The sequence below is a fragment of the Cognatilysobacter lacus genome (assembly GCF_008274655.1).
In the GTDB taxonomy this organism is placed as follows: domain Bacteria; phylum Pseudomonadota; class Gammaproteobacteria; order Xanthomonadales; family Xanthomonadaceae; genus Cognatilysobacter; species Cognatilysobacter lacus.
This window is the reverse complement of record NZ_VTRV01000014.1, coordinates 22,927-28,926: the sequence shown is the minus strand read 5'-3', so window position 1 is coordinate 28,926 and position 6,000 is coordinate 22,927. Positions and strand designations below refer to the sequence as shown.

At 67.3% G+C, this 6,000-nt stretch carries 4 protein-coding genes; 1 reads left to right on the top strand and 3 read right to left on the bottom strand.

What is annotated here, in order from left to right; genetic code table 11:
- Positions 1-470: 470 nt before the first annotated feature.
- Genes FW784_RS02500 through FW784_RS02490 form a run of 3 tightly spaced genes read right to left on the bottom strand, consistent with a single transcriptional unit; the run spans position 471 to position 4,146 of the window.
- Positions 471-2,600: a GumC family protein gene (locus FW784_RS02500; RefSeq protein ID WP_149351781.1), complete on the bottom strand. Its 2,130-nt coding sequence runs from the start codon at positions 2,598-2,600 to the stop codon at positions 471-473.
- Positions 2,597-3,298, bottom strand: coding sequence for a polysaccharide biosynthesis/export family protein (locus tag FW784_RS02495; RefSeq protein ID WP_235893542.1), 702 nt, complete (start codon positions 3,296-3,298; stop codon positions 2,597-2,599). The genes FW784_RS02500 and FW784_RS02495 overlap by 4 nt, the downstream gene beginning before the upstream one ends.
- A 38-nt stretch (positions 3,299-3,336) precedes the next feature.
- Positions 3,337-4,146, bottom strand: coding sequence for a tyrosine-protein phosphatase (locus FW784_RS02490; RefSeq protein WP_149351780.1), 810 nt, complete (start codon positions 4,144-4,146; stop codon positions 3,337-3,339).
- Positions 4,147-4,248: 102 nt separating this feature from the next.
- On the opposite strand from FW784_RS02490, the gene FW784_RS02485 reads away from it, so the two are divergent.
- Positions 4,249-5,688 (top strand): methyltransferase, encoded by a 1,440-nt coding sequence (locus FW784_RS02485; RefSeq protein ID WP_149351779.1) that lies wholly within the window; start codon positions 4,249-4,251, stop codon positions 5,686-5,688.
- Positions 5,689-6,000 lie beyond the last annotated feature (312 nt).

Genomic DNA, 6,000 nt, shown 5'->3' with positions numbered 1-6,000 from the left:
GGCGTGCGGCGTAGGGAGATGCCATAAAGCCGCGCCGCCCGGGCATCGTCGCCGCCGGCCTGCGCTGCCTGCGCAAGCCGCCGATAGCCGGTGCCGTCGAGCGGTGCCATTCGCAGCGCTGCGCCTGCCTCGGCTTCGGATACGTACTCGCTCGGCGACGCCCATGGCGCGCAGGCCTGCACCGCGAGACCCGCCCCGAGCCCGCATTCGCGATTTCCCACCCACCAGGCCACCCCGGCGCTGCAAAGTGCCAGTGCCACAGTGAGGGCAACGGCGTTGGGGCGGCTCAACGGCATTAGGTTGCCACCGATAAACGTGACCGAGGCGGGTACGGAGCGCCGCGCGCGCAGACGCCCCAGTCTGCGCGGAGCGCGCGCCGGCCTGCCGAACTTCCGGTGTTGCATGCCCTAGCGCGGTCAGTCCGCGAGCGCCCGCGGACGGGCGCTCGCGGGACAGTCCTCCGGACGACACTACCGGTCGCTGGCGCCGTACTGGTAGTAACCGTATCCGCCATAGCCGTACTCGCCGTCGCCGCGCATGTCCCAACGTGTGAACAACGTGCCGAGAACGTTTCCATGAGTGGCGGACAGGCGTTGCAGCGCACCGTGTACCGCGTCGGACCGGGTCACGTCGGCCATGACGACGAGGAGCGTCGCCTCGGCGCGGCTGGCCAGAAGTGGCGCGTCAGCGAGGCCGAGCACCGGCGGACCATCGATGATCACGATTTCGAACTGCGCGGAAAGCTGCTCGAGCAAGCGGATCAGGCCGTCCCCGCCGAGCAGCTCGGGCGGATTCGGAGGCAGCGGCCCCGACGTGATCAGCGCGAACCCGGCGCCTTCGACGTCTTGCAGCGCGGCCGACACTTCGGCGGCGCCCGCGAGCACGTTCGAAAGCCCGACGGCGTTTGACCGCCCGAGGGCCTTGTGCAGCGACGGATTGCGCAGGTCCGCGTCGATCAGCACTACGCGACGCCCGAGCTGCGCAATGTTATGCGCGAGTTCCGCAGCCGACGTGCTCTTGCCTTCGCTGGAACCCGGACTGGTCACCAGCAACGTACGCGGCAGGCCGTGCGGCGTGGCGAACTGCAACGCCGTGCGCACCGAACGATACGACTCGGAGAACGGCGAGCGCGCGTTCGCGCTCGCCTGCGCGGGCGTGGTCCCGGCCTCGAGCTTCGGGATGATCCCGAGCACCGGCCTGCCGGTCAGGGCTTCGAGCGCCTTCGACGAACGGATGCGACGGTCCAGGAACTTCAGCAGGAACGCTGCCAGCGTGCCGAGCACCAGGCCGAAGATCAGGGCGAACGCGACGTTGCGCCGGAGATTGGGCTTGTAGGGGCCACCGGGAACTTCGGCGCGGTCGACGATCGAGATGTTGTTGGCACCGATCCCGCCCGCGACGCCGATCTCCTTGTACCTCTGCAGCAGGGCATCGTAGATCTGCTGGTTGGTCGCCGTTTCGCGCTTGAGGATGTTGTACTGGATGCTGCGATTGGCGAGGTCCAGGACATCGCCCTTGAGCAGCTGGATGCGGCGCGCGAGCAGGTCCTCCTGCGCCTTCGCCGCGCCGTAGCGCGAGTTGACCGAAGAGCGGATGTTGTTCACCTCCGTCGCGATCTGCCGGTCGAGTTCGGCGATCTGCCCCTTCAGCTGCACCATCTCGGGGTAGTCGGCCTTGAACGATGCCGACTTCTCCTGGTACTGACCAGCGAGCGTTGCTCGCGACTGCCGCAGGCTCTGGATGAGCGCGTTGTCGACGACCTCCGGCATGCCCATGCCGCTGCCGGCGTTGGCCTGCCGCCACTGCGCCTCGGCGCGGATGCGCTCGTCCTGCGCCTTGGCCAACAGCGCATTGAGCGCCGACAGATTCTGCGCCGACAGCGAGGGCTCGCCCTCGCCCACGGAAATGATCTGCTGCTTTTCGGCGAAGCCGACGAGCTGCTTTTCCGAATCGGCAAGCCGGCCCTTCAACTCCGCGAGCCGTTCTTCGAGGTACTTCTTCGCATACGCCGATGCGCCGAAGCGGCGCTCGATGTTGCTCGCGATGAAGGCGTCCGCATACGCATTGGCAACGCGTGCTGCGAGCCCGGCGTCCGCCGCGTCGAAACTGATCCGTACCAGTCGCGAATTGCTGACCGGCTCGATCGTGAGCCCCCCCTGCACCGCTCCGATCAAGGCCTGCTCGCGCTGGCGGATATCGCCCGCCGCCGGAGCTGCACGCGGGCCACCCGGGGCTTTCGGCTTCGCGCCACCGCTGAAGTACGGGTCGTTGATCAGGTTGAGGTCCTGGATCACCCGCAATGCCAGAGAGCGGCTCTTGAGCAGCTCGAACTGGGTCTGGTAGAAGTCGCGGTCATACGGCGAATCGGCGGACGCAAGCGCGTCGGAATTCACCACCTTGATGGTCTCGCGCTCGATCTGCAGCGTGGAGGAAGCGCGATACGTGGGCTTCGTCAGGAGCGTGGCGACCAGCACCACGGCGACGATCACGCCCGCGATGCCGAGGATGGTCCAGCGACGCTCGCGGACCACCTTCCAGTACGACAGCAGGTCGAACTCGCCCGAGCGCGGCGCCAAGTCCATCGCGAGGTCCTTCCTCATGGCCGCGTGCTCCGGAAGATGCTCCACACGCCGAGCAGCGGCGTGAGCTCGATGGCGCGCCGCAGCCACACCTTGCCGCCCGACTCGTCCACCGCGACCACGTCCTCGCCGAATAGCTCGGGATCCGCGAGTTCACCGTTTCGGATCGCCTTGAGGTCGAAGCGCGCGAAACGTCGTTCTCCACCGACGTTGCGAAAAACGATGACGTCGTGTTCGTTCGCGACGTTGGTGGGCCCGTGCGCGAGGGCGATCGCCTGCAACAACGACAGCCGCGTGGTCATCGGGAAGATGCCGGGATTGGCCACCGCGCCCTCCACGGTGACGCGCTGACTCGCGGCTTCCTTCACGAACACCGTGACGTGCGGATGCTGCAGGTAGCGCGCACCGTAGCGGGCTTCCAGCGCCGTCTCCAGCCCATGCACGCTCAGGCCCGCCGCATTCACCACACCGATCAGGGGCAGCGATATTTCACCGGATGCGTTGACCCGAACGTCGCGGTCGAGGTCCTTGACCTGGAACACGACGACGCTAAGGAGATCGTTGGCGCCAATTCGATATTCGCCACGCTCGGCGGGCGGCGGCATCAGGTCGGGCGCGGCCAGTTCAACGGCGGGCGGCGGAACACGGCCGGTCTGCGGAGCATGCGTGGCGCAGCCGACGAGCAGCGAGGCCAATAGCGCGACAGCCAGAAGACGCACGAATCTCAAGCGCCTGACTCCGGGGTGGGGGCCGCGGATTATGCCCGACCCCGCCGGCCCCGTAACCACGCGGGCAGCCAGCGCGGGGCGCTGACTTCGCCCGACGCCCTCGGCGTCGGTCCCGGAACAGAGCCGGGGTCGGCGTCCGACAAGATGGCCGCGGGGCGTCCCTGGACCATCCACATGGCCTCCTCTGCGCCCACGAGCCGCGCGGCGGCTTCGCGCGCCTCTGCCAGCAGGGGCGGCCGGCGCTCGGGGTGGTGGGCGTCGGTCGCGAGAAGATGCGCATGGCCCTCGCCCACGAACCGCTCGCCCCAATAGCGCACGCGGCGCCCGAAACGCCCGGTCAGAGCGCCCGCCGTGATCTGCATCCAGCATCCGCGGGATGCAAGCCGTTGGAATACGTTGAATTCCTGCTCCACCCACGAAAGACGTTCAGGATGCGTAATGACCGGGACGTACCCGGCCGCCATCAGCTCGAACAAGGCATCCTCGAAATGCGGGGGCGCGACGTGGTGCGGGGGCTCCAGCAGGAGGTACCGGGAGGCGGCGAGCGTGGGCACGCGGTCAGCGGCGATATCCGCAACGAGGTCGGGTGTCAGGTGGGCATCGGCGCCCTCGACCAGCCGCAGGTCGATGCCCGCCTCGTCGATTTCCCGCTGCAGCGCGGCAACCGCGCGACGTATCCCCGGCGCGTCGTTGTCGTACATGCCGGGGTAGATATGCGGCGTGCACGCCACCGTCCGGATTCCATCCGCCGCCGCGATACGTGCCATGGCGAGTGACATCGCGAGGTCGACCGCGCCGTCGTCGATGCCGGGCAGCAAGTGGGAGTGGAGGTCGATCATCGGCCCAGTGTAGACGCGGGCCCGTGTTCGCCCTCGTTACACTCGGCGGGCGCGGCGCAGGACGGGTTGCCGCACCACGACCACTCCGCATCGGAAACAACCTTGCATCCTGACCTCGCCGCCCTCCTCATCTGCCCCGAGTGCAAGGGCGGTTTCGCATTCGACGCGGTCGCGACCTGCGGCAGTTGCGCCCGCTCTTACCCGGTCGCCGACGGCATCGTTTCCATGACGCGCGCAGACGCGTACACGGCGCTCGATGAAATCGACTACGACGCAGTCTACCGGCTAAGCAGCGATGCCAGCCATGCATTCGTGCGCAGCTGCCTGTCGATGCTCGGCGATCGCATGCCGTCGACGATCGACACCTTCCTCGAAATCGGAGCGGGCACGGGTCAGTTCACACTGGGCTTTCTGAAGCAGGTGCCCACCCGTACCGCGGTGGTCACCGATATCTCCTCGAGCATGCTCGGCGCCTGCCGGCGTCGACTGGTCGAAAACGGCGTGCCGAGCGCGGGCGTGCATTTCGTCACGTGGGACGGCGCCGACTGCCTACGACGTGATGCTTTCCAGCTCATCGCGGGCTTCTCGGTGCTGCATCACGTACTGGATTTCCAGACGATGCTCGCAACGCTGGCCGGCGCGATGCGCCAAAACGGCATCGCCGTGTTCCTCGAGCCGAACTACCGTTTCCATTTGGCGCTGATCGATACCGTCTGCGAAATTTTCGTGGCGACGCAGGACGATCCATGCTGGTCGGCCGAAGACCGGCTCGCATTGTCGGACTGGCTGTTCGAAAACAACACCAACCTGCGTTTTCGCGGCGATGCCGAGGTGCTCGCCGGTCGCGAAGACAAGCACCTGTTCGACGGTGACCAACTGGCCCACGCAGCATCCGCTGCGGGCTTCGGCAGCGTCGAACTCGTGCCGTTCGGCGGCCGGTCGGAGTGCTACGTCGCGCTCGAGGTCTACTCGAACCAGATCGGCCTGCGTGACGAAGCGCGCGCCGACCTCCTCGACCGATTCTCGCGTTTGCTGCCCGGCAACTTCGGCCATCTGGCTGACGAGGACCTGGCGCCGTCGACGTTGATCGTGCTTCGCCGCGATGGAAACGGCAACCGCCGCCGGTCTGCAAACCAAGTGCCGATCCGCGGCGGGGCCGCGCCCAGGTTCGCGTACGACATCGTGATTACGACAGGCCACGACAGCGAGGGCGAATGGACGCTGACCGCCCAAGGGTGGGTGCTCGGCGACACGGACGTCAGGTACCTGGCCATCTCGCTGGATGGCGCGGCGTACCGGTTCCCCGTGCAGGCAATACGACCGGACGTCAACAACGCCTTCAATGCGCGTCGTGTGCATCCGCTACGTCGGTCGCTTTTCTGCGGTGTTGCCGGCGCGACGCCGCGTCGCCTCACGTGGACCGGAGGACGCGCCGCGGGCCTGCTCGCCGTCGCGGCCGACGGACGTGAGTTCCTGCTCGCGCAGGTGGAGCTTCCGCAGCAGCCCGGCATCGTCACCACGACGAGAGTCGAAGCCACATAGGCGGGGCCGTCACGCGCGCGGACCAACGCGTTTGCGCATACATGCCGGTCGAGTTAGGCACAGCTTATAAGAACCGCGATTTCGCGGAGTCACAGACCCGGTCGTTCGACGCATCGCGGGGCACTGCCGCTGTGCACGCGACTACCGCGCATCGCCCCGCACAGGCCACGTCGCTGTAGCCGCACACATGCTCCGCTCCTGCTTGGAACTCGTTGCGTGCCTTCCACATGGGAGCCAAACTCGCGCTCGACGGAATTTTCGCCCGGACGCGACCCACCCGGACCAGCCATTCGCCTACCCCGGGCCCCGTGC